21 protein-coding genes are annotated in these 24,685 nt (G+C 73.0%); 15 read left to right on the top strand and 6 right to left on the bottom strand.

Annotated elements, in window-relative coordinates:
- Positions 1-114 precede the first annotated feature (114 nt).
- Complete coding sequence (locus AB6L24_RS32560; RefSeq protein WP_405661293.1) at positions 115-1,341, top strand: serine hydrolase domain-containing protein; 1,227 nt, start codon at positions 115-117, stop codon at positions 1,339-1,341.
- A gap of 132 nt (positions 1,342-1,473) precedes the next feature.
- Entirely contained in the window at positions 1,474-1,881 is a 408-nt protein-coding gene (locus AB6L24_RS32565) for a hypothetical protein (protein WP_405661296.1), read from the top strand.
- Positions 1,882-1,905: 24 nt separating this feature from the next.
- Here the strand turns inward: AB6L24_RS32565 and AB6L24_RS32570 are convergent, their stop codons facing one another.
- Positions 1,906-3,357 carry a glycoside hydrolase family 16 protein gene (locus tag AB6L24_RS32570; protein ID WP_405661298.1) on the bottom strand — a complete coding sequence of 484 codons (1,452 nt, stop codon included), beginning with the start codon at positions 3,355-3,357 and terminating at the stop codon, positions 1,906-1,908.
- Positions 3,358-3,597: 240 nt separating this feature from the next.
- Between AB6L24_RS32570 and AB6L24_RS32575 the strand changes: the two genes are divergently transcribed.
- On the top strand, positions 3,598-5,241 hold the full coding sequence (locus AB6L24_RS32575) for an AAA family ATPase (RefSeq protein ID WP_405661300.1): 1,644 nt from the start codon (positions 3,598-3,600) through the stop codon (positions 5,239-5,241).
- Between the two features lie 54 nt (positions 5,242-5,295).
- On the opposite strand, the gene AB6L24_RS32580 is transcribed toward AB6L24_RS32575, so the two are convergent.
- The 4 genes from AB6L24_RS32580 to AB6L24_RS32595 form a co-directional block, all read right to left on the bottom strand.
- The gene (locus AB6L24_RS32580; protein WP_405661301.1) at positions 5,296-7,122 is read right to left on the bottom strand and encodes a WD40 repeat domain-containing serine/threonine protein kinase; all 1,827 of its coding nucleotides are present in this window, start codon (positions 7,120-7,122) and stop codon (positions 5,296-5,298) included.
- 78 nt (positions 7,123-7,200) lie between these two features.
- Entirely contained in the window at positions 7,201-7,677 is a 477-nt protein-coding gene (locus AB6L24_RS32585) for a DUF5360 family protein (RefSeq protein ID WP_405661304.1), read from the bottom strand.
- Complete coding sequence (locus AB6L24_RS32590; protein ID WP_405661306.1) at positions 7,677-8,003, bottom strand: DMT family transporter; 327 nt, start codon at positions 8,001-8,003, stop codon at positions 7,677-7,679. Before AB6L24_RS32590 ends, AB6L24_RS32585 begins: the two co-directional genes overlap by 1 nt.
- Positions 8,003-8,560, bottom strand: coding sequence for a TetR/AcrR family transcriptional regulator (locus tag AB6L24_RS32595; RefSeq protein WP_405661309.1), 558 nt, complete (start codon positions 8,558-8,560; stop codon positions 8,003-8,005). The genes AB6L24_RS32590 and AB6L24_RS32595 overlap by 1 nt, the downstream gene beginning before the upstream one ends.
- Positions 8,561-9,290: 730 nt before the next feature.
- On the opposite strand from AB6L24_RS32595, the gene AB6L24_RS32600 reads away from it, so the two are divergent.
- The 11 genes from AB6L24_RS32600 to AB6L24_RS32650 all read left to right on the top strand — a co-directional run bounded on the left by AB6L24_RS32600 (position 9,291) and on the right by AB6L24_RS32650 (position 22,545).
- Positions 9,291-10,442 (top strand): aminotransferase class I/II-fold pyridoxal phosphate-dependent enzyme, encoded by a 1,152-nt coding sequence (locus AB6L24_RS32600; RefSeq protein WP_405661311.1) that lies wholly within the window; start codon positions 9,291-9,293, stop codon positions 10,440-10,442.
- Positions 10,439-11,377 carry a hypothetical protein gene (locus tag AB6L24_RS32605; RefSeq protein ID WP_405661314.1) on the top strand — a complete coding sequence of 313 codons (939 nt, stop codon included), beginning with the start codon at positions 10,439-10,441 and terminating at the stop codon, positions 11,375-11,377. The genes AB6L24_RS32600 and AB6L24_RS32605 overlap by 4 nt, the downstream gene beginning before the upstream one ends.
- A 340-nt stretch (positions 11,378-11,717) precedes the next feature.
- Positions 11,718-12,650, top strand: coding sequence for a class I SAM-dependent methyltransferase (locus AB6L24_RS32610; protein ID WP_405661316.1), 933 nt, complete (start codon positions 11,718-11,720; stop codon positions 12,648-12,650).
- Complete coding sequence (locus tag AB6L24_RS32615; RefSeq protein ID WP_405661319.1) at positions 12,647-15,220, top strand: MMPL family transporter; 2,574 nt, start codon at positions 12,647-12,649, stop codon at positions 15,218-15,220. The genes AB6L24_RS32610 and AB6L24_RS32615 overlap by 4 nt, the downstream gene beginning before the upstream one ends.
- Before the next feature lie 5 nt (positions 15,221-15,225).
- Positions 15,226-16,029, top strand: coding sequence for a CPBP family intramembrane glutamic endopeptidase (locus tag AB6L24_RS32620; RefSeq protein ID WP_405663492.1), 804 nt, complete (start codon positions 15,226-15,228; stop codon positions 16,027-16,029).
- 57 nt (positions 16,030-16,086) lie between these two features.
- Positions 16,087-17,250, top strand: a complete 1,164-nt coding sequence (metK, locus tag AB6L24_RS32625) for a methionine adenosyltransferase (protein ID WP_405661322.1) — start codon at positions 16,087-16,089, stop codon at positions 17,248-17,250.
- 91 nt (positions 17,251-17,341) lie between these two features.
- Positions 17,342-18,283, top strand: a complete 942-nt coding sequence (locus AB6L24_RS32630) for a carbohydrate kinase family protein (protein WP_405663494.1) — start codon at positions 17,342-17,344, stop codon at positions 18,281-18,283.
- A 42-nt stretch (positions 18,284-18,325) separates the two neighbouring features.
- A complete protein-coding gene (locus AB6L24_RS32635) occupies positions 18,326-19,255 on the top strand; it encodes an NAD(P)-dependent oxidoreductase (RefSeq protein WP_405661325.1) in 930 nt (309 codons plus the stop codon).
- Positions 19,256-19,323: 68 nt separating this feature from the next.
- Positions 19,324-19,764, top strand: a complete 441-nt coding sequence (locus tag AB6L24_RS32640; protein WP_405661327.1) for a MerR family transcriptional regulator — start codon at positions 19,324-19,326, stop codon at positions 19,762-19,764.
- Positions 19,761-20,105, top strand: a complete 345-nt coding sequence (locus tag AB6L24_RS32645) for a thioredoxin family protein (protein ID WP_405661330.1) — start codon at positions 19,761-19,763, stop codon at positions 20,103-20,105. Before AB6L24_RS32640 ends, AB6L24_RS32645 begins: the two co-directional genes overlap by 4 nt.
- Before the next feature lie 187 nt (positions 20,106-20,292).
- A complete protein-coding gene (locus AB6L24_RS32650) occupies positions 20,293-22,545 on the top strand; it encodes a HelD family protein (protein WP_405661333.1) in 2,253 nt (750 codons plus the stop codon).
- Positions 22,546-22,553: 8 nt separating this feature from the next.
- On the opposite strand, the gene AB6L24_RS32655 is transcribed toward AB6L24_RS32650, so the two are convergent.
- Complete coding sequence (locus tag AB6L24_RS32655; RefSeq protein WP_405661335.1) at positions 22,554-23,729, bottom strand: serine hydrolase domain-containing protein; 1,176 nt, start codon at positions 23,727-23,729, stop codon at positions 22,554-22,556.
- Positions 23,730-24,120: 391 nt separating this feature from the next.
- On the opposite strand from AB6L24_RS32655, the gene AB6L24_RS32660 reads away from it, so the two are divergent.
- Positions 24,121-24,645, top strand: a complete 525-nt coding sequence (locus tag AB6L24_RS32660; RefSeq protein WP_405661337.1) for a GtrA family protein — start codon at positions 24,121-24,123, stop codon at positions 24,643-24,645.
- Positions 24,646-24,685: the final 40 nt, after the last annotated feature.

A 24,685-nucleotide genomic window follows, 5' to 3' on the forward strand; every position in this document is an offset into this window, starting at 1 on the left:
GGTATTACGGATAGTCGAGCCGCATTGACCTTTGACGGATCGGTGAATGCAATGTAGCTTCGTGCTCGTTCAGTGATTGCTGAACGCAGGAGACGGTACGCAAGGGGGTTCGTGATGGGCAAGGGCAACGGCTTCACCGAGGCAGGGCTCGACCGGCTGCGCGGGGTACTGGCACGGCACGTCGAGTCCGGCCGGATCCCCGGGCTCGTCGCCCTGGTCTCCCGGGGCGACGAGACGCACGTCGAGACGGTCGGCACCCTGCGCCACGAGGGCGGCGCGCCGATGGCCCGGGACACGATCTTCCGGATGGCGTCCACGTCCAAGCCGGTCGCGATGGCACCGGTCATGGTCCTGCTCGACGAGTGCAGGCTGCGCCTGGACGACCCGGTCGACGAGTGGCTGCCCGAGCTCGCCGACCGCCGGGTCCTGAAGCGGATCGACGGCCCGCTGGACGACACCGAGCCCGCGCGCCGCCCGATCACCGTCCGGGACCTGGTCACCTCCACGTTCGGCCTCGGCATCGACCTGACGGCGCTCGGCACCCCGATCATGAACGCGGTCTTCGAGAGCGGCGTGTTCAGTCAGGGCGCGTCGCCGCTGCCCGGCCCCGACGCGTGGATGCGCGCCCTCGGCGAACTGCCCCTGATGCGGCAGCCCGGCGAGCGCTGGCAGTACCACCTCAGCCACGACGTCCTCGGCGTGCTCGTCGCCCGCGTCACGGGGAAGCCGTTCGAGACGTTCCTGCGCGAGCGCGTCCTCGACCCGCTGGGCATGAAGGACACCGGCTTCCACGTCCCCGCCGACAAGCTCGACCGGCTGCCGCCCAGCTACGCCCCCGACCCGGAGTCCGGCACGTTCACCGTCTGGGACGAGGCCGCCGGCGGGCAGTACAGCTCACCCCCGCCGTTCCAGGCGGGCGGCGGCGGCCTCGTCTCCACCGCCGACGACTACCACGCGTTCTTCCGGATGCTGCTCAACGGCGGCACGCACGGCGGCGAGCGGATCCTGTCCCGGCCCGCCGTCGAGCTGATGACCACCAACTGCCTCACGCCCGAGCAGGAGAAGGCCCGCACCACCCTGGCCCGCGACAGCGTCCAGGTGTCGTTCGGCCAGGGCCAGCAGGGCGGCTGGGGCTTCGGCATGGCGGTGCGGACCTACCGCGGCGACTACGCGCCCGTCGGCCAGTTCGGCTGGGACGGCGGCACCGGCACCTCCACGTACGCCGACCCGCACACGGGCCTCACCGGGATCCTGCTGACCCAGGTCGGCCTGACCACGCCCCACCCGGCGCGGCTGATCCACGACTTCTGGACCACGGTCTACCAGGCGATCGAGGACTGACCCCGGCCCGGAGCCGTACGCGAGAACCCGCGTTCAGCACGCACGCGTTCAGATAACTCTCGTTCAGACAACTCTCGTTCAGACATCTCTCGTCCAGACAACTCTCGTACAGACTCGAAGGAGCACACCACCATGTCCGTCACCCTCACCGACCAGGACAAGTCCACCCTCCGCACCGCCGCGTACGGCGCCGTCGCGCTGATGGCCGCCGCCGACGCCACCGGCAAGCCCGGCAAGGTCGCCGCCGAGGGCTCCGTCGCCCTGACCGCCGCGACCGGCGTGGTCGGACACGTCCTCGCCGAGTACCCCAAGGACAGCGACCTCAGCGGCAGGTCCGTGGCCGACCTGGCCGACCGCGTGCTGCCGAACCTGACGGCGGCCATGGCCCTGCTCAAGAAGCAGGACCAGGCCGAGGCCGACAACTACCGCACGGCCGTCCTCGTCGCCGTCGAGACCGCGGCCCGGGCCACCAAGGGGCAGCCGAGCCCGGTCCTGGTCGACATGGACCGCAAGATCACCGAGGCCCTCGACGCCGCCTGACGGCGGCCGGGGCGACCGGTCGGGCTACGCGTACGGGATCCGCACGAACGACTGGTTGCCGGTCCCGACCGTGCTCGCCGCGTTGCCGATCGCGTTCCACACCTCGACGCGCACGGTGCCGTTCGTCATGGCGCCGTGCGCGCCGGTGGCTGATTTGAGCCCTTTGGACTGGGTGTAGTGCTCATAGCCCGGTACCGGATCGGTGGCGAAGTACTGATACGTCTCGGTGCGTTCCCACGATCCGTCGCCCGTCCGGTCGTAACTCACCCGCACCTGCTGGCCGTTGGCGACCGCCGAGCCCGCGTCGACGAGCAGGTCGAACTCCGTGGCCCCGCCGCCGTAGGCGCCGTTCACGCCGGTGGCCGTGAACGTCTGCGGACTGTGCGGGGCGCCGTCGTGGTTGGCGCCGCCCGCCGACGCGAGGGTCGTGGCCGCCGCGGCGCCCGTCGACTGGCCGAGGGTGCCGCCCGGGCGCAGATGCAGGGTGGCGGGCGTACCGGGATCGCCGCCCCCGCCGCCGCGCGTCCACACCGCCACATAGTCCACGGCCATCGCACGGCCCGGCACGGTGGCCGCCACCGGCGTCGCACGGCCCGCTACGCCGTCGGGGAACGCGCCGCCCATCGCCACGTTCAGGAGGATGAAGTAGCCCGCGTGGTTCGTCATGTTGTTCCACGCCTCGGCGCCCACCCGGTTCTGGTCGACGCTGTGGTACAGCTGCCCGTCGACGTACCAGCGCAGGACGTTGGGGCTCGCCGAGCGGTCCCACTCGAAGCGGTACGTGTGGAAGGCCGACTGGCACGAGGCGCCCGGGCAGGCGCGGCTCGCGCCGATGCCGTTGGTCTCGTTGCACGGGCCGCCGGGGTTCACGCCGCAGTGCAGCACGCCCCACACCGAGTTGACGCCGTTGACGTTCTCCATGACGTCGAACTCGCCGATGCCCGGCCAGTTCCAGTAGTTGCCCCGGTAGGGCGCGCCGAGCGCCCAGAACGCGGGCCAGTAGCCGAGGGCCTGCTCGCCGGTGACGTTCGGCATCTGGATGCGGCCCTCGATGGCGAGGGTGCCGCCCGCCGGGGCCTTGAAGTCGGCGCGCTTGGTCTCGATCCGGGCCGAGGTCCAGTTGCCCGCGCCGTCCCGCAGCGGGGTGATGCGCAGATTGCCGTTGCCGTCCAGACTCAGGTTGTCGGGGGACGAGGTGTAGTTCTGGATCTCGCCCGTGCCCCAGTTCGCGGGGCCGCCGGGGTAGTTGTGGCCGGTGTCGATCTGCCAGTTCGCGGCCGAGGGCAGCGAGCGGGCGGGGCCGTTGAAGTCGTCGCTCCACTGCAGGGTCCAGCCGGGGGCCGGGGGGACGTCGCCCCGCGCCTCGGCGGGGCTCAGCAGCGCGGCGCACAGGCCCGCGGCGGCGAGCCCGGCGAGGAGAGGGGTGGTACGTCTCGTACGGAAACGGAAGAGGCGGCTCGTGCGGCTCGTGCCCATGGGGCACCTCCGTGAGGCTGGGGGTGGTGGGGGCGGGGCTGTTCGCTGAGAGCGCTCTCAGGGTTTTGTAGTTGTGGGCGGCGGCGCCGTCAATGGCTGTACGCCGTCAACTTCCCGAACGGGGCGACCCGGTGCGGAATCCGGTTGCGTCCCGGCCCGGCCGCCCCGCAGGCTGAGAGGCCATCAACGGCGCGCCGCCTGACCAGCGGCGGCCGACGCGGCCTCACGAGGAGTGGACGAATGGACCAGGGGGAAGACGGCGTGACGGAGATCTCGGCGGGGCGCCCGTCCGGTGACGGGAGCGTCGGGCACGAGCGCGTGAGCCAGCTGTTCGAGGAGTTCCTGGAAGCCGTCGCCCGCCCGGCCAGGACCGACGGCACGGACCGCGACCTCACCGCCCGCCTGCGCGCCCACCTCGGCATCGAGCCCGGCGAGGCCCCCGTGGTCAAGGCCACCTACGCGGCGTACGACCACCCGAACGTGCACCTCGCCCTGGAGCGCTGGTTCACGGCCGAGTCCCGCTCGTACGAACTGCTCGGCATGACGGGCTCCGACCACCGCAACCACTACTCCCTGTCGGAGATCATCGAATCCGCCGACCGCTACGACAAGTTCGTGGTCGGCGCCGTCGACTACACCCACCTGCCGATCTCGCCGGACGACGAACTCGCCTGCGTGTCCTTCGGGTTCTACCTCGGCACGGAACGCACCCCCGACGGCCGCGAGGAGCGCTGCGTCGCCCTGCTGCGCGGCCCGAACGAGGACTACGGCCGCGAGAAGGTCCAGCTGGAGGTGCTCGCCGCCTCCCGCGACACCGCCCGGCGGCTGCTCGCCCGCGTCGACGCGTACCTGAGCGAGCACAACATCTTCCGCGGCCAGGTCCTGTCCTTCCAGGGCGACGCCTTCGGCGAGGGCCTCGGCCCGTTCCGCTTCCACCGCCGCCCGGGCCTGACCCGCGACGGCATCGTGCTCCCCGACGGCCTGCTCGACCGGGTGGAACGCCAGGTCGTGGGCGTCGCCCGGCAGCGCGAGCGGCTGCGCGCGGCGGGCCAGCACCTGCGCCGCGGCCTGCTCCTGTACGGCCCGCCCGGCACCGGCAAGACGCACACGGTCCGCTACCTCCTCTCCGGCCTGCCGGACTTCACCGTCGTCCTCCTGTCCGGCACCACCATCGGCGCCATCGGCCCGGCCTGCGCCCTCGCCCGGATGCTCCAGCCCGCCCTCGTCGTCCTGGAGGACTGCGACCTCATCGCCGAGTCCCGTGACTTCGGCGGCGGCGAACAGCCCCTGCTCTTCCAGGTGTTGAACGAGATGGACGGCCTCGGCGACGACGCCGACGTGGCGTTCCTGCTCACCACCAACCGCGCCGACCTCCTGGAGCCCGCCCTCGCCCAGCGCCCCGGCCGCGTCGACCTCGCCGTCGAGATCCCGCTGCCCGACGCCGTGGGACGGCGCCGCCTGCTCGACCTGTACGGCGGCGCGCTCGGCCTCGACGAGGAGGTCCTCGCGGAGACCGTCGAGCGCACGGAGGGCACGACGGCGTCGTTCGCGAAGGAGCTGGTGCGGCGGGCCGTGCTCGTCGCCGCCGAGCGGGACGCGGACACGGACGCGGAGGACGTCCGCGCGGCTGTCGGTGAACTCCTGTCGGACCGGGACCAGTTGACGCGGCGGCTGCTCGGTGTTTCGGCGGACGAGGACCCGGACGACCCAGGGGACGAGTTCGCCTTCGAGGGCGACGATGACGATGACGACGACAGCGGTGGCGGCGGCGGTGGGGGCCGTCCTGGCGGCCGTCCCCGTCGCCCGGGCCCCGGGCGCCTCGGCGAGAACGGCGGCGGGTTCTTCACGGCGTCGTACCGTCCGATGCCGCGACGCCTGCCGTGACGGTCGCTGTGCCGTGACGGCCACGGGGCCGTGAGCGCTACGGACCCGTGAGCGCTACGGACCCGTGGAGATGTCCCAGAGGCGGATCACCCGGTCCTGGCCGCCGCTGGCGAGGGTGCGGCCGTCGGGGCTGAAGGCCAGGCAGAGCACCTCGCCCGCGTGCCCGGTCAGGGCGATGCGCTGGTCGCCGGTGGCCGGGTCCCAGAGGCAGATCGTCCCGTCGCGCCCCGCCGTGGCGAGGATGCGGCCGTCCGGGCCGAACGCGAGCGCCGTCGCTCCTTGGGCGTGCGCGTCCACGGTGCGGCGGTCCTCGCCCGTGGCCGGATCCCTGAGGTGGACGAGCAGGTCGCCGAGCGGGGCGGTGGCGAGGACGGCGCCGTCCGGGCTGAACGCCAGGGCGGTGTCGGCCGTCCGTCCGGGGACCTCCCAGCGCGTCTCGCCCGTGGCGATGTCCCAGAGCCGAGTCGTCCTGTTGTGGCCGCCACCGGCCACGCCGAGCCCGTCGGGGCTGAACGCGACCCGCGTCACCCAGCCGCCGGGCCAGCGCAGCCCCTGCCCCTCCGCCCCGGTGTGCGCGTCCCAGAGCCGGATCGCCCCGTTGCTGCCACCGCTGGCGAGGGTGCGGCCGTCCGGGCTGAACGCGACGGAACTCGCCACCCTGGACCAGCCCGGGTGCTTCACGGCCAGGCGCTCCTCGAAGTTCTGCCCGTCCCAGAGGCGTACGTAATGGCCACAAGCGGTGGCGAGGGTGCGGCCGTCCGGGCTGAAGGCGATGCGTGCGGTGTGGGAGCCGGCCATGCGGAGCGGATCGCGCGCTTCGCCTCCGTCCGGGTTCCACAGGCGTACGCACTTGTCGCCGCCGCCGGACGCGAGGGTGCGGCCGTCGGGGCTGTACGCGAGCGAGAGGACGGCGGTGCGGTGCCCGGAGAGGGTGCGGCGGGCCACGGCGGTGAGGACGCTCCCGCGGGTGCTCCGCCGGGGCGCGGGTGCGGGGGTGGGTGCGGGTCTGGCCGCGGGGGCTGCCTCGGCGGCCTCGGGCGTTCCGGTCGGTGCGGCCGTCCCGTTCGGCGCGGCGAGACCGCGGGCCAGCGCGGCCGCGTCCGGCCGGTCCCCGGGCTCCTTGGCCAGCAGGGCGAGCACCAAGTCATCCAGTTCCAGCGGGAGTTCGGGCCGCAGTTCGCGCGGCGGCCGGGGCACCTCCGTCACATGGTGGTGCATCAGGGCGTACAGGGACGCGTCGGAGGTGAACGGCGGGCGGCCCGTGAGCAGTTCGTACAGGACGCAGCCGAGCGAGTACAGGTCGGCGGGCGTGGCCGGCTCCTCGGCGCGCCACTGCTCCGGCGCCATGTACAGCGGCGTGCCCACGACACGGCCGACCGTGGTGAGCACGGCCGAGGCGTCGGCGGAGCGGGCGATGCCGAAGTCGCAGATCTTGATGTGGTCGCCGGGCCGCACGAAGAGGTTGCCCGGCTTGAGGTCGCGGTGGACGACGCCGCTCTCGTGCGCGGCGGCGAGCGCGACGGCCGTCTGCCGCGCCAGGCCGACGGCCCGCTCGACCGGAAGGCCCGTGCAGTGGCCTGCCATCAGGCGCGCCACGTCCTGGCCGCGCAGCAGCTCCATGACGATGAACAGGAACCCGTCGTGCTCCCCGGCGTCGTGCACCACGGTGATCCCGGGATGCTGGAGCCCCGCGAGGATCGCCGCCTCCCGCTGGAAGCGCCGCACCGCGTCCGTGCCGACCGGCGTCGGCAGGACCTTGACGGCGACGTCACGCCGCAGCAGCGAGCGGTCGTGGCCCCGCCACACCTCGCCCATGCCGCCGCGGCCGAGCAGCTCCTTCAGTTCGTAGCGCCCGGCCAGCGTCACCCCGGACAGTTCCATGCGCGCTCCCCGTGCTCCCGGATGCCACGAACGTACGACATGAGGCGTGCGCGGTAAGGGAGTTGGCGGGATCTTCGGTCACCGCGCCGGCGCCCGCGCGGCCTCGTGCCGCAGCAGCCGCGCGATCGCCGGGACCGGGAACAGGAGCAGCGCCAGGTTCGGGATCCACCACGTCGGCGACCAGTCGCCGCGCAGCGCCCAGAACACGACGGCCTGGAGCCCGGCCGTGCTGGTGAGGGTGAGGGAGACCAGCATCAGGGGGCGCCAGGCGATCCGCTGCGGGGGGCCGCCCTCGCGGGCGCGGCGGCACAGGTGCAGGGAGGCGAGTCCGGTGGCGCTCGCGGCGACGTCCAGCGGCAGGAACGAGTAGTTCCAGTCGCTCATGACCGGGTCGTCGTAGTCCTTGTACGCGTACTCCGCGGGGATCAGACCGAGCAGCGCGGCGCTCCAGTACACGAGGAAGCCGACGTCGGTGATCAGCATGGCGACCTTGACGGCGGTGAACCCGGGGGTGCCGCGGAGGGCGGTGCGGGGGTGCGGGGGTGCCTGGACCATCAGTGCTCCAGGCCTCCACCCAGGTACATGACCGCCACGCCGAGGGCGATGAGCAGGGCGCCCGCGACCGTGGCGACGCGGACGCCCTCGTCGAACAGGAGCACCCCGCCGACCAGCGCGCCGATGGTGCCGAGGCCGGACCACACCGCGTAGACGGGGCCGACGTCGAGGGTCTTCAGAGCCTGGGCGAGGAACACGAACGCGGCGCCGTAGCCGAGGACCACGAGGACGGTCGGGCAGAGGCGGGTGAGTCCGTTGGAGGCGCGCAGGGAGAGGGTGGCGGCGATCTCGGAGACGATGGCGCCCGCGACCAGGAGGATGCCCATTACGCGACCCCCTCGGTCGGCTCGGTCGGCTCGGCCGCCTCGGTCAACTCGGTGAGCAGCCGCCGCAGTTGGCGGTGGTCCTCGCCCTTGGGGTCGGCCAGGCCGAGGAGGCGGGCGGTCCACCAGCCGTCGACGGCCATGCGGACGAGCGTGGCGACGCCCGGGGGCAGGCCGTCCTGCTCCAGGCGCGCCTGCCATGTTCGATAACGCTCCTGGAGGATGTCGAGCACCTCCGGGCCGTTGGCCGCCGCGAGCAGGGCGACCGGGACCGAGTCGGAGGCGGTGGCCTCGCCCTCGGGGGCATCGGCCGGGATCGAGGCGTCGAGCCAGGCGCGCGCGAACGCGCCCGGTGGTGCGTCCGGGCCGGGCAGTACTTCTTCGAAGCGGTCCGCGAGCCGCTCCACCACCCCCTGCACGAGGGCCAGCTTGGTCGGGAAGTGGTAGAGCAGGCCGCCCTTGCTCACGCCTGCCTCCGCCGCCACCGCGTCCAGGCGGATGGCGTCCACACCCTGCTTGACCAGGAGTCTCTCCGCCGCGTTCAGGAGCCGGTTGCGCACGCCTCACACCGTCTTTCGGTCGTCGGTCGTTCTGCTTCTCTGATCACTTTCAAAAGATCGCCGATCTTGCTTCGGCCTTTTTTCGATCTTGTTTTACGCGGACGCCCATTCGAGTTTCCGACCGTCCGGACGGTCGAATGCAGGCTAGCATGGCCAGAGAGCGGGGTGCGAGAGCATTCCGCGGGGGGCGCGGGGGAAGCGGAACGGTTAATTCTGCATTTCGTCGCACCGGGTTGGTCAAGAGATTGGTTGACGCTTTCGTCGGAGGTTGTCTAAAGTCGCTGCCTGGCTGATTCGGTCGACGAATCCAAGCCAGAATTGATCATCAATCGGGGGCTGCATGTTCGAGTCATCTGCGTATTAACTCTCTGTGTCAGCCGGTGGACGGGCTCTCCGCGCCCGTTGCCCGCGGGCTTCGCAAGCCCGCCGGGACCGGTATCTGCCCAGGTCAAAGGCGACCTTTCGAGTCCGCTGCGGCAGCTGCGGACCATGCACCGGTTCGCTCCCATGCTTCGGATGTTCCCGCCGACGGCGCCTGTGTCTGCCCGTGCCCAGGGGAATCCGGTGGCATGCAAAACCCTGCGCGCATCCCTGAATCCGGTGCGGTTTCGCCATGCCGCCCTGCTTTCCAGGACGCGCCTGAATTCACAGAGGGAAATAAATGTTCAATGCATCGGAACCGCCCGACCTATTCTCCCGCTGCGCAAGTTATACCGCGGCGTCCGACCTGATGAAGGCCGGTCTCTACCCCTACTTCCTGCCGCTCGCCGGACAGGAGGGAGCGACCGTGCGCAGGAGCGGACGGGAGCTGATCATGTGCGGCTCGAACAACTATCTCGGCCTCACCGCCGACCCGCGTGTCCACGCCGCCGCCCGCGCCGCCCTCGACCGGTACGGCAGTTCGAGTACCGGATCCCGCTTCCTCAACGGCAACACCGACCTGCACGAGGAACTGGAGGCCGAACTCGCCGACTTCCTCGGCAAGCCCGCCGCCCTGGTCCTCTCCACCGGCTACCAGGCCAACCTCGGCGCCCTCGCCGGGCTGCTCACCCCGCGCGACTACGCCGTCGTCGACCGGGACGCCCACGCCTCCCTCGTCGACGGCTGCCGGCTCAGCGGCGCGAAGGTGCGCAGGTTCCCGCACAACGACGCCGAGGGCCTGCGGCGCACCCTGGAGCAACTGCCCGACGCCGCCGCCCGGCTCGTCATCGTCGACGGCGTCTACTCCATGGAAGGGGACATCTGCGACCTGCCCGCCATCACCGCCGTCTGCGCCCAGTACGGCGCCCGGCTCCTCGTCGACGACGCGCACGGCCTCGGCGTCCTCGCGGGCGGCCGCGGCACCGCCGCGCACTTCGACCTCACCGACCAGGTCGACCTGATCACCGTCACCTTCAGCAAGGCCCTCGCCTCCCTCGGCGGCGCCGTCGTCGGCAGCGAGGAGGCCATCCACTACCTCAAGCACAAGGCGCGCAGCCTGATGTTCAGCGCCTCCATGACGCCCACCAGCACCGCCGCCGCGCTCACCGCGCTGCGGATACTGCGCGCAGAGCCCCATCTCACCACCGACGTCCGCGCCAAGGCCGACCACGTCCGGCGCGGACTCACCGCCGCCGGCGTCGGCACCGGCGACAGCACCACGCCGATCATCCCCGTCCCGGTCCCCGACGCCGCCGGAACCCTTGCCATCTGGGAACGCCTGGTCCGCGCGGGCGTCTACGTCAACCCGGTCCTCCCGCCCGCAGCCACCCCCCGCCTGCGCACCAGCTACATGGCCACCCACACCCGGGCCCAGCTCGACCGCGTCGTCGAAGTACTGGGCTCCGAGCCGGAGTTGCGGCGCGCGCGGGACCGGGTCGCCTCGTCGGTGAGCGTGGCGTGAGCTTCTCGGGGGGAGAAGGGCGCGCGGGGTCCGACCGGGGGGCCGGTCGGGCCGGGGCGAGTGGTGCGGCCGCCGGAGGCGCCGAGCTGCGGGGCGCCGAGCCGGTGGGCGCCGGTCCGGCGGGTGCCGGGCTGCCGGGCCCCGAGCCGGAGAGTGCCGGACCGGGGGGCGCCGACTCCTCCGGTCCCGGGCTCGCCCTGGCCGCCGCGGCGAGCGCGGCCGGGGTGTCCGTCGCGGCCTGCTTCGATCCCGCGGGCGGTCCCGGGGTGCCGAGGCTGTCGCTGCTGGGGTGGGGCCTCGCGCTCGTGGCGGGCGCGGTGCTGGCCCACCGGGGAGCGCTTGCCGGGTGGGGTGGCTCCGGAGGCCTCGCTGGGCGCAGTGCCACCGGGTCGCCTGCCCGCCGTGGGGGCACCATGTCGTGGGCTCGGCGCGGTACTTCTGCTGAGCGTGGCGGCTCTGCCCGGGCCGGCGCCCCTGCCCGGCGTGGCGCCTCCGCCCGACACGCCACCCCCGCCCCCCACCGCACCCTCCGGCCGCGCGGCGGCGACCTCCGCCCCGTTGTCGCCGTCGCGCTCCTCGTCCTCGGCACGGCGCTGCTGTGCGCGGGCGGCGGGGGCGCGGCCGCTGCGGCGGTCGCGGCGCTGTGCGTGTGCGGGGCGGGGGTGGGGTTCGTGGGCGTGACGGCGGCGGCCGGGGTGTCGGCGGTGCGGGAGCCGAGGGCGTCTGGGGTGTCGGGGGCGTCGGGGGTGTCCGGCGTCGGCGGGGCCGCGTCGGTGTCCCGGTACGCCGTCCTGGTCGTCGTCGCCCTCGCCGCAGGCGCCCTCACCGCCGCCTGGTGGCTGCCGCAGGCGCGGGGCGCGGCGGGCGCCCTCGCCTGCGCGGCCGGACTCCTGCACCTGGCCCGCGCGGCGCCCGCGCCGAGACCGGGCCGTTGACGTCCCACCTCCGCGCGTGGACCGGGCCGCTGGTGCCCGGCCCCGCGCGGGCCCTGACCACTGGCGCAGGGGCCACCGCGACGGCGCACGCCGACCCGGCGAAGTGCGGTCCTCCGGTGCGCGGTCCGGCACCGGGGTGGTCGCCGCCCCGCCGACGTACGGCCACCACAAGGGCGGGCGCCGCCCACCGACGTACAGCACATCGCCGGGACGCGCGCCGACCCCGCCGACGTACAGCACACCGCCGGGACACGCACCGACCTCGCCGACCCGGCACCCGCCCGACCACCGCACCACCACATCACCGACCACCACCGCAAACTCACCCAGGGAGCCGCACATGTCCCGTATACGCCTAGCTGCCCGCGCCCTGCGTCTCGCGTTGAATCGGGCGCATGCCGATCCGACCGCCGACTACGACGCGGCCAGTTCCGACTACGACACTTTCTTCAGCCCGGTGATGGGCGGGCACTCCACCGCGGCCCTCGCCGAGGTGCCCATCGCGCCCGGTGACCGGGTCGTCGAACTCGCCTGTGGTACCGGGCACTTGACGGCCGAGATCATCCGGCGGCTCGACGGCAAGGGGTCCGTGCGGGCCATCGACAAGTCGCCGGGGATGCTGGACGTCGCACGGCGGAAGGTGGAGGCGCTCACCGAGGGGAGGCCCGGCCTGGACGTGCGGCTGTTCGTGGACGACATGGACGCGTTCATCCGCTCGCAGCCCGACCGGAGCGCCGACCTGGTCGTGGTGGGCTGGGCCATCTGCTACACGAAGCCGACGCGGCTGCTCGCGGAGATCGGGCGGGTGCTCAGGCCGGGCGGCCGGATCATGGTGATCGAGACCCGGGCGGACGCCCACCAGGCGCTCACCGAGGGCCTGGAGAAGGTCTTCGCCGACGACCCCTCGCTGCTCACCAGCCTCATCCGGGTGTCGCTGCCGAAGAACGCGGCGGCGGTGGCCGGGTGGTTCGGCAAGGCGGGCCTGACCGTCACCGGGCAGCGCGACGGCGCCCAGATCATCCCGGCGCAGACCCCGGCGGCCGTCCTGGAGTGGGTGCAGCGCTCCGGCGCCGCCGCGGGCTTCAAGACCGCCGTGGACAACGGACGTCAGCAGCTCGTCCTCGACCGCGTCGAGGCGGCCCTCGCCGAACTCCTGGCCCGCAAGGGCGCGTTGGACATCCAGCACACCTTCGTCGTGGTCACCGGCGCCAAGCCCGTGGCCCCCCGCGCCCGGCACGGGGCCCGCACCGGCGAGGAGGCCGGCGTCGCATGACGAACCCGACCAGGGCCGCGGGACCCCCCGCGCCGACGCCGCCGCCGGGGGACGGCGACCGGACCCGCCCGGGACCGGCGCGCGGCGCCGTCCAGCGGGCCCTGCACCGCTTCGCCGAGAGACTGGCCGCCCGGCCCAAGACCGTGATCGCGGTGTGGGCGCTGCTCATCGCCGTGTGCACGCCGTTCGCCATGGGGCTCGACGACGTCCTCACCGACCAGGGCGCGTCCAAGGTCGTCCCCGGCACCAGCAGCGCCCGCGCCGACGAGCTGACGAAGAAGGCCTTCCCGCACCGCTCCGAGCGGGAGGTCACCGTCGTCGTCGAGGCGCCCGACGTGCGCTCCGGTGAAGTGCGGTCCCTGTTCTCCGAGTTGGACGGCCGCATCGCGAAGCTGCGCGGCTCCGGCGAGGTCGAGCGCACGTCGTCCGCGTACACCCTGTACCGCGACGCGACCGCCGCGTTCCTCACCCAGGTGCGCGACGGGGCCCGGGCCGCGGCGGACGATGCGAAGGGGCGGCGCGCCTACGTGGACCGCGAGGCGGACCGCGGCCGGATCCCGGCCGGGCTCGCCGGGCCCGCCAGGGAGGCCGTCGAGGCGTCCGGCAAGGCCGCCGTCACCCGGATCGCGGGGAAGTTCGCGGCGGCCACCGACTGGCGCGACTACCCGCTGCCGGTGCCGGGCGACGCGGTCGCACGGCTCATCTCCGACGAAGGCAAGTCCGCGCTCGCGTCCGTGAGTTACACCGACAAGGCGGGCGCCGACCCGGACGTGGAGTGGCTGCGCGACACCGCCCGCGACCTGCTCGCCGACAGCGGCCTCGGCAAGTCCGCCGAGGTGCACGTCACCGGCGAACTCGCCCTCATCCACGACACGTACGAGCAGGCGGAGGCCGACAACTCGCTGATGGAGTCGGTGGCGTACATCATCATCTTCGTCATCCTGCTGGTGTTCTTCCGCGCCCTGGTGCCCGCGGTCCTCACCCTCGCCGTCATCGGCCTGTCCATGAACGTCAGCCAGGCGGGGCTGCGGCTGCTCGGCGAACAGGTGACGCTCACTCAGTTCACTGTCACCATCATGACGTTCGTGATGCTGGGCGCGGGCGTCGACTACAGCATGCTGCTCTCCTCGCGCTACCGGCAGGAACGCCTCGCGGGCCGACCGCCGCGCGAGGCGGCGGTGCACGCCACCGTGCACGCGGGCGAGAGCATGCTCCTCGCCGCCGTCGCGGTCGCCCTCGCCTTCGGCGCCACACTCCTGTCGCCGGTGGACTGGATCCCGCCGCTCGGCTACGGCGGCCTCATCGGCATCCCCATCGTGCTCGCCGCGGCCCTCACCCTCACGCCCTGTCTCCTTGTGCTGCTCGGCGACCGGTTCTTCGCGGTGGGCCGCGACCCGCTGTCCGACCTGGAGCACAAGGGGGCGATGGGCAGGCACCTGCGCCGCACGGCGGAGTTCGCGCGCCGCCGCAAGGTGTGGATCGTGGTGGCGTTCCTCGCCGCGACCATCCCCTTCGCCCTGCTCGTCGCGGGGAACCGCTCCACGTCCGACCCGGTCGCGCTCAGCCCGGCCACCGACTCCCGCGACGGCTTCGAGACCGTCGCGCGGGTGTGGGGCGACGCGGCCGTCATGCCGACGATCGCCGTCGGCCGCGCCGATTCCGGCGTCGTCAGCGACGGGCGCCTCACCCCCGAAGGGCAGGCGGCGGTGGCCAGGCTCACCGACCGCATCGCCGCCGTCCCCGGCGTCGCCTCCGTGGACTCCGCGACCCACCCCTTCGGCACCCGCTGGTCCGACCGGCAGCTCGCGGACGCCGGCCGCCTCGACGACTACGTCTCCCGCGACGGCACCCTGCGCTTCGTGATCGCGCTGGACGGCGACCCGTACGCCGAGGCGGCCGGCGCCACCGTCGACCGGGTCGAACGCGTCACCGACGAAGCGGGAGGATCCGTCGGGGAGTTGGAGGTCGGCGGCACCACCCAGGTCGACCGGCAGTACGGGTCCGCGCTCAGCTCCAGCTTCTGGCAGATGGTCGCCCTCGTCAGCGTCGGCGTCTTCGTGATGCTGATGTTCACGCTGCGCTCGCTGCTCGTACCGCTGCGCCTGATCGCCACCATCATGCTCAGCAACGTCTGGGCCGTCGGTCTCACCGTGCTGATCTTCCACCACTGGCGCGGCGAGGCGATCATCGACGATCTGCCGATCTTCCTCACCGTCCTGATGATGGGGCTCGGCATGGACTACGAGATCTTCCTCGTCACCCGCGTCCGCGACCTGCTGCGCAGCGGTCTCTCGCAGGAGGAGGCCACGATGCGGGCGGTCGTCGACACCGGGCGCGTCATCAACGCGGCGGGCCTGGTGATGGCGGGCAGCCTCGGCACGATGGCCCTGTCGTCCACGCTGATGCTCCAGGAGTACGGCGCCGGGCTCGGCCTCGCCGTCCTGCTCGACGCCACCGTCATCCGCATGCTCTTCGTCCCGGCCACCCTGCTGCTCCTGCGCAAGTACAACTGGTGGCTGCCCAGCATCGGCGTCCGCGGGCGCCGCCTGGACAAGGCGACGGCGGGGTGACGCGCATGATGCTGGAGATCCACGACGAGCCCGGCACCCCGGGGTCCGGCACCCCCGCGTCCGGGGCGTCCGCGTCCGACACCCCCGCGTCCGGGGCGCCCGGCCCCGGCGCGCCCAGGACCGGCAGGCTCGACCGGCTGCGGCTGCACCACGCCGCGTACCCGGTGACCTCGGCCGCCGCGCTGTTCGCGGTGCTCGCGGCCGTGCGCGTCGCCGGGGCCTTCACCTTCGTGGTGATGGTCCTGTCCGTGGCGCTGAGCGCGGCCGTGCTCCTGGTCCTGCCGCGCGCGGACTGGGCCGCCGCCGGGGTGCGCCGGTTCCCCCTGCTGCCCGCCGTCCTCGGCACCGCCCTCGTCGCCGTCGTCTACGGCCAGACGTTCCTCGCCACCCGCGACGCGTTCGGCGACGGCGACGACAACTGGACCACGTGGATGCCGAGGCTCTTCGAGGGCATGGTGCCGGGCGCGCCCTGGGCCGACGTCGTCGCGATGGTCCTCGCCCTCGGCGTGCTCGTGCCGCTGGTCGAGGAGGTCTGCTACCGCGGCGTCCTGTACCGGGCCGTCGAGGTGCGCTGGGGCGGCTACGCGGCCGTCGTGACCACGGCCGCCGGGTGGGCGGCCGTCCACGTCGGCGACTACGGCCTGAACCCCTTCAACCTGAAGGTGCTCTGCGGGCTGCTGCCCTCGGTGTTCCTGATGGGCCTCGCCCTCGGCGTCCTCAGGGCCGTCACCGGCTCCGCGCTCGCCTGCGCCGCCGCACAGGGCGTCTGCAACCTGCTGCTCCTCGGGGCGGCGGCCGCCTGGCTGTGACCGCCGCCCCACCGACCTTCCGACACAGCCCAACACCCGGATACGAAAGGGAAGTCCATGCCCCGACGCCTGTTCACCTCCGAGTCCGTCACCGAGGGCCACCCCGACAAGATCGCCGACCGGATCAGCGACACCGTCCTCGACGCCCTGCTGCGCGCCGACCCGACGGCCCGCGTGGCCGTGGAGACCCTGGTCACCACGGGCCTGGTGCACCTCGCGGGCGAGGTCACCACCACCGCGTACGCCCCCATGGCCCAGCTCGTCCGCGACGCCATAGTGGAGATCGGCTACGACTCCTCGGCGAAGGGCTTCGACGGCACGTCCTGCGGGGTCTCCCTGTCGATCGGCGCCCAGTCGCCCGACATCGCCCAGGGCGTGGACACCGGCGGCGCGGGCGACCAGGGCATGATGTTCGGGTACGCCACCGACGAGACGGCGACGTACATGCCGCTGCCGATCCAGCTCGCGCACCGGCTCGCACGCCGCCTCACCGAGGTCCGCAGGAACGGCTCCGTGCCGTATCTGCGCCCCGACGGCAAGACCCAGGTCACCATCGAGTACGAGGGCAGCCGCCCGGTGCGCCTCGACACCGTCGTCGTCTCCTCCCAGCACGCCGCCCACATCGACCTGGACGCGCTGCTCCTGCCCGACATACGCAAGTTCGTCGTGGACCACGTGCTCGAAGAACTGCACGACGAGGGAACGGAGTTGGGGACCGAGGGCTACCGGCTCCTGGTGAACCCCACGGGCCGGTTCGAGATCGGCGGGCCGATGGGCGACGCGGGCCTGACCGGCCGGAAGATCATCATCGACACGTACGGCGGGATGGCACGGCACGGCGGCGGCGCGTTCTCCGGCAAGGACCCCTCCAAGGTGGACCGTTCGGCGGCGTACGCCATGCGCTGGGTCGCCAAGAACGTCGTCGCCGCCGGGCTCGCGCGGCGCTGCGAGGCGCAGGTCGCGTACGCCATCGGGCGCGCGGAGCCGGTCGGCCTGTTCGTGGAGACCTTCGGCACCGCCACGGTGTCCCAGGCCCGCATCGAGCAGGCCATCGCCGACGTCTTCGACCTGCGCCCCGCCGCCCTCATCCGCGACCTCGACCTGCTGCGCCCGATCTACGCGCAGACCTCGGCTTACGGGCACTTCGGGCGCGAAATCCCCGACTTCACCTGGGAGCGCACCGACCGCGCGGACGCCCTGCGCACGGCGGCCGGGGTCTGAGCCGGTGTCCGCCCCGACACGGGACCCGGCGGGCGACGCCCTGCCCGGCACGCCCCTGGGAGCGGTGACCCCGACGGGCCCGGGCGCGCGCATCGCCGTCACCGGGTCCATCGCCACCGACCACCTCCTCACCTACCCCGGCCGGTTCACCGAACAGCTCCTCGCCGACCGGCTCGACCGCGTCTCGCTGTCCTTCCTGGCCGACGACCTGGAGATACGGCACGGGGGCGTGGCCGCCAACATCGCCTTCGGGCTGGCCGGGCTCGGCCTCAGGCCGCTGCTCGTGGGCGCGGCCGGGCGGGACTTCGCCGAGTACGCGGCCCGGCTGCGCGCCGCCGGGGTCGACACGTCCGGCGTGCGCGTCAGCGCCGAGCGGCACACCGCGCGCTTCGTCTGCACCACCGACCGCGACCAGAACCAGATCGCCACCTTCTACGCCGGGGCGATGGCCGAGGCCCGCGCCATCGACCTGGCCGCGCTCGTCCCGCGCCCCGGCGGCCTGCTCCTGGTCCACGTCGGCGCGGACGACCCGGCGGCGATGCTGCGCCACACGGCGACCTGCCGGGCCCTCGGCATCCCGTTCGCGGCCGACCCGGCCCAGCAGCTCGCCCGGCTCGACGAGGCCCAGACCCGCCAACTCGTCTTCGGCGCCAGCCTGTTGTTCACCAACGTCTACGAGGCGGGGCTGCTGTGCAAGCGCAGCGGCTGGAGCGAGGAGGAGGTCCTCGCCCGCGTCGGCTCCTGGATCACCACGCTCGGCGCGGACGGCGTGACCATCGCCCGCGCGGGCCGGGCGCCGCTGCGGCTTCCCGCGGTGCCCGCGCGCCGGATCGCCGACCCGACGGGCGCGGGCGACGCCTTCCGCGCCGGGTATCTCGCGGGGGTCGCGCGGGGCTGGCCGGCCGACCGGTCGGCGCGGCTCGGGTGCGCGCTCGCCGCGCTGGCGCTCGAATCGGTGGGCACGCAGGAGTACGAGCCCTCGCGCGTACGCGAGACGGCTTACTTACCTTTTGGTGAGTACCTGACCAAATAGTAGGTACTTGTGGGTCGGTTCGCGCCGACCAAGGATGGAGGCATGCCCACCGAAACGAATTCCACGCACTCCGCCGACCCTGCCACCCCCGTCACCCCCACCCCCACCCCCGTCACCGTCCTCGGCCTCGGCGCCATGGGCCAGGCCCTCGCGGGGGCCTTCCTCAAGGCCGGTCATCCGACGACCATTTGGAACCGTTCGGCGGGCAAGGGCGAGGACCTGGTCGCCCGGGGCGCCACCCGGGCCGCGAGTGCCGCGGAGGCGGTGCGCGCGGGTGAGCTCGTCCTCGTGTGCGTCGTCGACTACGACGCGTCGCAGGCCATCTTGGAGCCGCTGGCCGCCGACCTCTCCGGACGCGTCCTCGTGAACGTCACCTCGGACTCCCCGGAGCGCGCCCGCGCGGCGGCGAAGTGGGCGGCCGGGCACGGCATCGCCTATCTGGACGGCGCGGTCATGATCCCGACCGTGATGGTCGGCACCCCGGAGGCGCTGCTCTTCTACTCCGGCGACGAAGCCGCGTACAAGAAGCACGAGGCGCTCCTGAAGTCCCTCGGCGGCCAGTCCGCGTACGTCGGCGCGGACCACGGTCTCGCCGCCGTGTACGACCTGTCGATGCTCGACTTCTTCTGGACGTCGATGGCCGGTCTGGTGCACGGCTACGCCCTCGCCGCGAAGGACGGCGTCCCGGCGTCGGCGCTCGCGCCGTTCCTGAAGGCCCACATCGCGCTGCTCGGCCTGGTGGTCGACGAGACGGCGCAGGAGATCGACAGCGGCGAGTACCAGGGCGCGGAGGCGAACCTCGCCGTGGAGCTGGCGGGTGTCGAGCACATCCTGCACGCCGCGGAGCGCCGCGGCCTGGACGTGTCCGTGCTGCGCGGGGTGCGGGACGTCGCCAAGCGGGCGGTGGACCTGGGCCACGGCGCGGACAGTTGGACGGCGACGGTCGAGGGGGTCCGCAACCCCGGCGCGTGAGTCCTGCCCCGGGCCCGGTCCGTTGAGCGCTGGCCTTGACCCCGACGTCAAGGATTACCGTCGGACGCATGCGAATCGGCGAGCTCGCGGGCCGGGTGGGGACGACCACGCGGACACTGCGTTACTACGAGTCGCGGGGGCTGCTGTCCGCGCGGCGCGACGGCAACGGCTATCGCACGTACGGCGAGGACGACGTGCGCCTCCTGGAGCAGATCAGGACCCTGCAGGACTTCGGGTTCGAGCTTGAGGAGACCCGGCCGTTCGTGGAGTGTCTGCGCTCCGGGCATCCGGCCGGGGACTCGTGTCCGGCGTCCGTCGCCGTCTACCGCCGCAAGCTTGGCGAACTCGACGCGCTGATCGGCGAGTTGAGTGCCGTGCGGGCACAGGTGGGCGCGCAGTTGGCGCGGGCCGAGGAGGCGATGGCGGGGCTCGCCGCCGACGCGGGGGCGGCTCCGGGTGGTCCGGAGCCGCGGTGCGAACTGAGCGATGTGAGGGGTGTGGCGGGATGAGCGTGGTGAAGGCCGAGGGTGTCGGTGAGGCGACGGACGCGGACTTCGGGTTCGAGGTCCTTTCCGGGGACCGGCCGGTGCTGGTGCAGTTCACGGCGGAGTGGTGCGGGCCGTGCCGGCAGCTCATGCCGGTCCTCGGCGAGATCGCCAGGGAGGAGGGGGACCGGCTGAAGGTGGTGCAGGTGGACGTGGACCGCAATCCGGAGACGACGATGGCGTACGGGGTTTTGTCGACGCCGACGTTGATGGCGTTCCGTGACGGCGAGCCGGTGTGGCAGGTCGTGGGGGCGCGGGCGAAGCGGAAGCTGGTGGGGGAGCTGGAGGGCGCGGGGGTGCTGTAGCCCTGGGGTCGGCCGGTCTCCCCGGTCGGGTCCGTTCATGAGAAAAGCCCCGGACGAATTGACGTCCGGGGCTTTTCTCTGCGTATATTGGATTCTTTCGCGAAGCCCTGCCTATTCGCATGCACTGCTGCGTGCGGGGGCAGCGCGGGAATCTGTATAAGAGCACTGTAACTGGCGAGGGGCTGAATTGTCAAGCGAGGAATTGCGGGAAGAGCAGCAATTCGTCTCCGGGCTGTACGCGCGCCTCGACGCGCTGCGCGAGGAGGCCGAGTCCGCCGTGCAGGCGTCATTGGCGCAGGTGGGCAACGGGTCACAGGCACGTCTTGAGCGCGATGTCATGGTGGCGGAGCAGTCCGGTCTGCTCGCCGCCTTCGACGCGGGCGAGAACGGTCTCTGCTTCGGGCGCCTTGAATTCAGGGACGGCCGTGACCATCACATCGGGCGCATCGGAATCCGCGCCTCCGACATCGAGCGCACGCCTTTGGTCATCGACTGGCGGGCGGAGGTGGCGCGGCCCTTCTATCTCGCCACCGGACACACTCCGATGGGTCTGCGGCGGCGCCGGCACATCACCAGCGAGGGCCGCCGGGTCACGGCCCTGCACGACGAGATCCTCGACCTCAGCGACACCACCCGCACCGGGCACGAGGCAGCCGACGCCGACGAGGTGCTGCTCGCCGCGCTCGACTCCGCGCGCACCGGCCGCATGCACGACATCGTGCAGACCATCCAGGCCGAGCAGGACCGCGTGATCCGCGCCCCGCACCAGGGCGTGCTCGTCGTCGAGGGCGGGCCCGGCACCGGCAAGACGGTCGTCGCGCTGCACCGGGCGGCGTTCCTGCTGTACGCGCACCGGGAGCTGCTCGCCAAGCGGGCCGTCCTGGTCGTCGGGCCGAACCCGGCGTTCCTCGGCTACATCGGCGAGGTGCTGCCCGCGCTCGGCGAGACGGGGGTGCTGCTCGCGACGCTCGGCGAGCTGTTCCCCGGGGTGACCGCGACCGGCACCGACTCGCCCGCCGCCGCCGAGGTCAAGGGCCGCGCGGAGATGGCCGACGTGCTCGCGCGGGCGCTGCGGGACCGGCAGCGACTGCCGGAGCCCGGGGCGCCGATGGTCATCGAGCACGACGACGGCGAGCTCGTCCTCGACTGGTCGATCGCCTACGAGGCGCGGGACGCGGCGCGCGCGGCGGACCTGCCGCACAACCTCGCCCGGCCCACGTTCGCCTTCCACGTCATCGACGCGCTCACCCGGCAGCTGGCCGAGCGCATCGGCCACGACCCGTACGGCGGGCCCAACTTCCTCGGACCCGACGACATCGCCCAGCTCGGCAAGGCCGTCGCCGTCAGCGCCGAGGTGCACGCCGCCGTCGAGGAGCTGTGGCCCACGCTGACGCCCGAGCGGTTCGTCACCGACTTCCTCGCCGAGCCCACGCACCTGTCCGACGAGGACGCCGCCGCCGTCCGGCGGGCGCCGGGCGGTGACTGGACGTCCGCCGACGTACCGCTCCTCGACGAGGCCGCGGAGCTCCTCGGCGTCGACGACAGCGCCGAGCGGGCCCGCGCGGAGGCCAAGTGGCAGCGCGAGGTCGCGTACGCGCAGGGCGTGCTCGACGTGTCGTACGCCTCCCGCACCTACGAGTTCGAGGACAAGGAGGAGAACGACCCCGAGGGCGCCGAGGTGCTGCTCGCGCACGACATCATGGACGCCGAGCGGATGGCCGAGCGCCAGGAGGAGGCCGACCACCGCAGCGCCGCCGAGCGGGCCGCGGCCGATCGGACCTGGGCGTTCGGGCACATCATCGTCGACGAGGCGCAGGAGCTGTCCGCGATGGCCTGGCGGCTGCTCATGCGGCGCAGTCCGACGCGGTCGATGACGCTCGTCGGGGACCCGGCGCAGACCGCCGAGTCCGGGGGCGTCGGCTCCTGGCGCGAGATCCTCGCCCCGTACGTCGAGGACCGCTGGGAGTACGCGCGCCTCGGCGTCAACTACCGTACGCCCGCCGAGATCATGGACGTCGCGGCGGAGGTGCCGCGGGCCGCGGGGGTGGCCGGGTTCGAGCCGCCGTCCTCGGTGCGGAGCACGGGTGTGCGGCCTTGGGCGCGGCTGGTCGACGATCTTCCTGTGGCCGTCGCCGACGCCGTCGCCGAGGAGGCCTCGGGGGTGGGCCGGGTCGCCGTCATCGCTCCGCGTGAGCTGCACGGTGTCCTTGCGGGCAAGCTGCCTGACGTGTCCGGGCCCGGCGGCGAGGTCGATCTGACGCGGGGCGTCGTGCTCATCGATCCCCGGCAGGCCAAGGGGCTCGAGTTCGACGCGGTGCTGGTGGTCGAGCCCGCTCTGTACGGGACCAGTGACCTGTACGTTGCGCTTACTCGGGCCACACAGCGGCTCGGGATCCTGTCGTCGCGGGAGCTGCCGGACGCCTTGGCCTCCCTGCTCTAGCCGACGGGTCAGCGGCACAGGGCCTGTTCCACGACCTTGTCCACGCGGGTCATCACCGTCTTGTCCGTCGGCTGGGTCGTCACCGCCACGTTCGCCGCGCGGCCGTCGGCGGTGGCGCCGCCGCGTGTCTCGTAGCCGGGGAAGCTGCCGCCGTGGCCCCAGTAGACCTCGCCGGGGCGGCAGGGGAGGGGCTTGCTGACCAGGCCGAGGCCGTAGCGGGCGCCGGGGCCGAAGGTCTGGTCGGCGCCCGCGACCGTCGTGCGCATCTGGTCCAGCTGGGGCTTCTTGAGGAGGTGGCCGGTGAGGAGCGTGGAGTAGAAGCGGTTGAGGTCGGAGTTGGTGGAGACGAGCTGGCCCGCCGCCCAGGTCCAGGACGGGTCCATCTCCGTGACGTCCCGCAGCGGCCCGCCCGGCTTCTCCTGGAGGTAGCCCTTGGGGTGGGCCTCCCGGATGGTCTCGTCGCGCGGGGCGGGGAAGTAGGTGTGGCGCAGCCCGATGCGCTTGATGACGCGGCGGTCCAGCTCCTCGGCGTACGAGTGGTGGGTGACCTTCTCGACGATCAGGCCGGCCAGGACGTAATTGGTGTTGCTGTACTGCCACTTGTCGCCGGGCGCGAAGTTCGCCTTGTGCCGCAGGGCGATGGCGACGAGGTCCTCGGGCTCGTAGTGCTTGAGGGGGATGTCGTACTCGGTGTAGTTGGGCAGGCCGCTGGTCTGCTGGAGGAGGTGGCGGACCTTGATGGCGTGGCCGTCGATGCCGTCGCCGCGCAGGAGGCCGGGGAGGTGCTTCTCGACCGGGTCGTCGAGGCGGAGCTTGCCCTCGGCGACGAGTTGCAGGACGACCACGGCGGTGAACGCCTTGGTGTTGCTGCCGACGCGCACCTGGCCGTCGCGGGGCACCTTCGCGCCGGTGGCGAGGTCGGCGACGCCCGCGGTGTAGGTGCGGGTGCGGCCCGTCGGGTCCTTGACGCTCGCCAGGGCCGCGGGCACGCCGTCGTCGCTGACCAGCTTGTTCAGGCCCTGCTTGACGGGGTCCGGCCCGGTGGCCGCCGTCGCCGCGGACGGTGCCAGGGCGGTGAGGGCGAGGGCGCCGACGGCCGCCGCGGCCGCCGCCGTCACGACGCGGCGCCGGCCGCCCCGCTGCCGCCGGGCCGAATGAACGCGCTGCCTCGTCTGCTCACGCATGTGCCAACTCCTGGGGATGGTGCGGACTCCGGCGGCTGATCACCGCCGGAGATCAGCTTGTCCGGGCGTGGCACCTGCGGGCGATCCGGCCACCCCGCCGCCTTCAGGTGGGGCTAGCCCCATGTCGCCGGACGGCGCCTTCGGCAGAGGATGGTGCCACCGGGATGACCCGGTCGGCTCATATGGCGCCAAGGCGCCGAAGCCGTGCCACTTCGCTGACCTGCGGATATGTGACACCAGTCAGAGTGTGGCGCCACCGGCGACATCAGTGGTGCCACAAGTGGCTCGCCATGGCGCCATGAGTGTGCCATGATGGCGTCATGGGCAGCGCACCCCCGGCCGCACGGTCGGGGGGCGCGCGTTTCGCGGAGTGAGTCGAAGGGGTCGGATCATGGAGACAGCGCAGAGCCAGGAGCGGACGGCACCCGGCGCCTTCACCGCCTTCGCCCGCTTCGTGCTCTGCGGCGGCGGGGTGGGAGTCGCCTCCTCCTTCGCCGTGGCGGCCCTCGCCTCCTGGATTCCCTGGGTCGTGGCCAACGCCCTGATCACCGTGGTCTCCACGCTCCTCGCCACCGAGCTGCACGCCCGCTTCACCTTCGGGGCGGGCGGGCGCGCGACCTGGCGCCAGCACACGCAGTCGGCCGGGTCCGCGGCGGCCGCGTACGTGGTGACCAGCGTGGCGATGCTCGTCCTGCAGCAGCTGGTGGCGACGCCCGGCGCGGTCCTGGAGCAGGTCGTCTACCTGTCCGCGTCGGCGCTCGCCGGTGTCGCCCGGTTCGTGGTCCTGCGCGTCATCGTCTTCGCCCGCGGCCGCACCCAGGCCCCGGCCGCCCCCCGCGCCGCCCTGCCGGTGCCCGCGACCGTCGCCCGCACCTCGGCCCCGGCCGACACCGCGGCGCTCTGCTACGCGGCCTGACGGCACCGCCGCCCAAGGCGCCGCCCCGGACGCAGACAGC

Origin of the sequence: Streptomyces sp. RK9 (genome assembly GCF_045070545.1) — a bacterium.
GTDB classification, from domain to species: Bacteria; Actinomycetota; Actinomycetes; order Streptomycetales; family Streptomycetaceae; genus Streptomyces; species Streptomyces alboflavus.

Excerpts from the sequence above, each read along its gene's own strand:
- AB6L24_RS32590 (WP_405661306.1), bottom strand. The coding sequence starts at position 8,003 with ATGGGCATCCTCCTGGTCGCGGGCGCCATCGTCTCCGAGATCGCCGCC.
- AB6L24_RS32635 (WP_405661325.1), top strand. The coding sequence starts at position 18,326 with ATGCCCACCGAAACGAATTCCACGCACTCCGCCGACCCTGCCACCCCC.
- AB6L24_RS32660 (WP_405661337.1), top strand. The coding sequence starts at position 24,121 with ATGGAGACAGCGCAGAGCCAGGAGCGGACGGCACCCGGCGCCTTCACC.
- AB6L24_RS32580 (WP_405661301.1), bottom strand. The coding sequence starts at position 7,122 with ATGGAACTGTCCGGGGTGACGCTGGCCGGGCGCTACGAACTGAAGGAG.
- AB6L24_RS32585 (WP_405661304.1), bottom strand. The coding sequence starts at position 7,677 with ATGGTCCAGGCACCCCCGCACCCCCGCACCGCCCTCCGCGGCACCCCC.
- AB6L24_RS32645 (WP_405661330.1), top strand. The coding sequence starts at position 19,761 with ATGAGCGTGGTGAAGGCCGAGGGTGTCGGTGAGGCGACGGACGCGGAC.
- AB6L24_RS32570 (WP_405661298.1), bottom strand. The coding sequence starts at position 3,357 with ATGGGCACGAGCCGCACGAGCCGCCTCTTCCGTTTCCGTACGAGACGT.
- AB6L24_RS32565 (WP_405661296.1), top strand. The coding sequence starts at position 1,474 with ATGTCCGTCACCCTCACCGACCAGGACAAGTCCACCCTCCGCACCGCC.
- AB6L24_RS32655 (WP_405661335.1), bottom strand. The coding sequence starts at position 23,729 with ATGCGTGAGCAGACGAGGCAGCGCGTTCATTCGGCCCGGCGGCAGCGG.
- AB6L24_RS32610 (WP_405661316.1), top strand. The coding sequence starts at position 11,718 with ATGTCCCGTATACGCCTAGCTGCCCGCGCCCTGCGTCTCGCGTTGAAT.
- AB6L24_RS32640 (WP_405661327.1), top strand. The coding sequence starts at position 19,324 with ATGCGAATCGGCGAGCTCGCGGGCCGGGTGGGGACGACCACGCGGACA.
- AB6L24_RS32615 (WP_405661319.1), top strand. The coding sequence starts at position 12,647 with ATGACGAACCCGACCAGGGCCGCGGGACCCCCCGCGCCGACGCCGCCG.
- metK (WP_405661322.1), top strand. The coding sequence starts at position 16,087 with ATGCCCCGACGCCTGTTCACCTCCGAGTCCGTCACCGAGGGCCACCCC.
- AB6L24_RS32620 (WP_405663492.1), top strand. The coding sequence starts at position 15,226 with ATGATGCTGGAGATCCACGACGAGCCCGGCACCCCGGGGTCCGGCACC.
- AB6L24_RS32560 (WP_405661293.1), top strand. The coding sequence starts at position 115 with ATGGGCAAGGGCAACGGCTTCACCGAGGCAGGGCTCGACCGGCTGCGC.
- AB6L24_RS32575 (WP_405661300.1), top strand. The coding sequence starts at position 3,598 with ATGGACCAGGGGGAAGACGGCGTGACGGAGATCTCGGCGGGGCGCCCG.
- AB6L24_RS32600 (WP_405661311.1), top strand. The coding sequence starts at position 9,291 with ATGAAGGCCGGTCTCTACCCCTACTTCCTGCCGCTCGCCGGACAGGAG.